This is a genomic window from Mesorhizobium sp. M5C.F.Ca.ET.164.01.1.1 (assembly GCF_004792125.1).
Lineage (GTDB): Bacteria > Pseudomonadota > Alphaproteobacteria > Rhizobiales > Rhizobiaceae > Mesorhizobium > Mesorhizobium wenxiniae.
This window is the reverse complement of sequence record NZ_SRTG01000165.1, coordinates 1-395: the sequence shown is the minus strand read 5'-3', so window position 1 is coordinate 395 and position 395 is coordinate 1. Positions and strand designations below refer to the sequence as shown.

At 66.1% G+C, this 395-nt stretch carries 1 pseudogene; it reads left to right on the top strand.

Annotation, left to right across the window (positions count from 1 at the left end):
* Positions 1–395, top strand: a pseudogene (locus tag EN807_RS32940) (cell wall hydrolase); the annotation flags it as partial.

Genomic DNA, 395 nt, shown 5'->3' with positions numbered 1-395 from the left:
CGATGGACAGCGGCCTGAAGCTGACTTTCGCCAAGCCCGGCATCAAGGGCAAGGAAATCCAGATCGCCCAGGCCTTCCACATCCGCGAGGACAAGAAGCCCGATCCGGATCTGCCGGCGGCTCTCATCGCTCTCGTCAACAACGACAAGCCGGACGTGCTGGCCACCGCCTATGCCCAGGCCGAGCCCGACTATGCCAAGGCCTCGCCCTTCGAGGCGCTGCTGCAGGACGAGGAGCCGAACAGCGGCCGCTTCATCCCGCCGATGGCCAAGGGCGATCACTGGTGGATCCAGAACCCGCTACCGGCCAGCGTCTTCTCCAAGCCGGAGCAGGCCTGCCTTGCCAACGGCATCTATTTCGAGGCGCGCAGCGAATCCGTGCGCGGCCAGGCCGCC